A 2,030-nucleotide genomic window follows, 5' to 3' on the forward strand; every position below is an offset into this window, starting at 1 on the left:
AGGCGGCGAGGGCCTTCGTGATGCTGACGATGGCGGCGCTGGGCGGCACGGCGCAGACGCTGGCGACGCGGGTGTCGACACTGCCGGGCTCAGCGCAGGCGGCGCTGGTGGGAGCGGAGCAGGGAGGTTTCCGTCTGGTGGCCGCGGCGGAAGTCTCAGCGGTGGCGGTGTCCGCGAGCGGAGAAGTAACCCTCGCGCTGGCCCCCAACGCGGTGGCGATGTCCCCGAAGGGGCGGAATGTCTCTGCGCCCGTTGAAGTGCACGTGCATCACATCGCTACGAACAAGTGGTGGGAGGCGACGCATCAGGGCGGACCGTGGTCACCCAGGTTCCAGGAACTCTTCGACCGCGCGGGAATGTCACTGGATGACGAAGTGAACACCGTCCGTGTCCGGGGCCATCAAGGGCCACATCCTCGGGAGTATCATGAGGAGGTCTACGAACGCTTGAACAAGGCGTTGGGAAGATGCAGGAGCATCCAGAAATGCAGTGAGGCGCTCGTGGAGGAACTTCAGTCGCTGGGTGCGGAGATCTCAACGCAAAACAGCCGGCTCAACTTGCTCGTCACGCAACCCTGACGCCCAGGAAGGTTGAACCCGATGAGGTACTTCAAACTTCTCGACGACATGGAGATCCATGGCCGCTGGCTTCCAGGCGAGGCGACGAACGCCCAGGGGCAGGAGATCGATGACATCTGGCAGTTCGCGGATGGTTGTCCGGTCAAGGTCGACGAACGCCTGACGATTCCCATCGGGCATCCGGGGAAGGTCGTCGACTATTCTGTGACGAGTGTCGGTGGTGCACCTGTTGTGCATCGCAGAGTCGCGAGCGTGCTCACGGAGTTGGCACCTGACGAGGTGCAGGTCATTCCCGTCGAGGTTGAAGGACAGTCGGATCCATACTTCATCCTCGTCGCGACACGGACCATTCGATGCATCGATGATCAGGAGTCCGCGGAGGTGCTGTACTGGAAGCCCGAAGATGAGCGGCCAGAATTAACGGGGACATATCGAGCCGTCTACGGCATGCGCATCGACCCTACGAAGGTCGGTGATGCCAAGGTCTTCCGTCCCTGGGGCTGGAATGTCGTGCTCATCGTCTCCGAGGACATCAAGGAGGCGCTGGAGCGCTCCGGTGCCACGGGGATGGCGTTCAGGGAAGTCACCGGCCCCAGCGAAATCAGCCCCGAGGAACGCGCGCACAACCGCAAGCTCCGTGAACTCTACGAGCGGTCCACGACCCCCCGCGAAGCCTTCTGGCGCACGTTGGGCGCCATGGACGACAACTTCGTCATCCCCATCGTCGTCGGTGGCGGCTGGCCGGCGGGCAGCGAAATCTGGCGTGTCATCCACCGCCCCGAAGGACGCACCCTCTTCGTGACGGACGGTCTCTCCAACTTCTTCGTGAAGGCCGCTGAGCCCTCCGTGGGCTTCGGCCTGGAGCTCGCGCTCGAAACCGATGAGGCCGTGGAGAACGTGGCGAAGAGCTGGCAGCAGCTCCTGTTGGAACGGATCGCCAACGAGCTCGTGGGCCACGAACACCTGCGCGAACCCGCGAGGACCGGCCTCCTCTCCATGGAAGTGGATGGAGAACGCATGCCCGAACCCCTCCTGACGAAGGACGGCCGCGTCGCCGTGCTCCTGGGCATGGACACGCCCACGCTCCCCACCCACTTCACGATGCCGGACGGACAGGTGCGGCTCGTCACGGTGAAGACGCTGATGCCCCGGGAGCTCACGTACCTGCTGGAGCACGGCCGGGAAGAACTGCTCCACCGCTTCAACCAATCCCACCCCGGCCACCTGTCCCGCGCCTGGCGCCAGCCCGTGGTGTAGCAGCCGAAATCAGGAGGCAGTCCATGTCGCTGCGCTCGCTGTGCGTGCTGTGGATGCTACTGGCGACAGGCTGCGCGACGTCACGGACATGGAGGTTGGACACGGGAGAAGGCCGTGCGCGTGAGTACACACCGCGCACGGAAGCGCGCCCCGTGGCGTTGGATGGAGACACCTTCGAGGAGACGGTGCGGACAC

The 2,030-nt window shown here is 64.3% G+C and carries 2 protein-coding genes and 1 pseudogene; all 3 read left to right on the plus strand.

Translation table 11 applies throughout. The features are described from left to right. Positions 1-578: AHH domain-containing protein (locus D7X32_RS44250; RefSeq protein ID WP_208752770.1), on the plus strand; the 578-nt coding region annotated here is incomplete at its 5' end. A 21-nt stretch (positions 579-599) separates the two neighbouring features. Then, the gene (locus D7X32_RS44255) at positions 600-1,835 is read left to right on the plus strand and encodes an imm11 family protein (protein WP_120608460.1); all 1,236 of its coding nucleotides are present in this window, start codon (positions 600-602) and stop codon (positions 1,833-1,835) included. A gap of 23 nt (positions 1,836-1,858) precedes the next feature. Next, positions 1,859-2,030 (plus strand): annotated as a pseudogene (locus tag D7X32_RS47990) (AHH domain-containing protein); the annotation flags it as partial.

The organism is Corallococcus carmarthensis (genome assembly GCF_003611695.1).
In the GTDB taxonomy this organism is placed as follows: domain Bacteria; phylum Myxococcota; class Myxococcia; order Myxococcales; family Myxococcaceae; genus Corallococcus; species Corallococcus carmarthensis.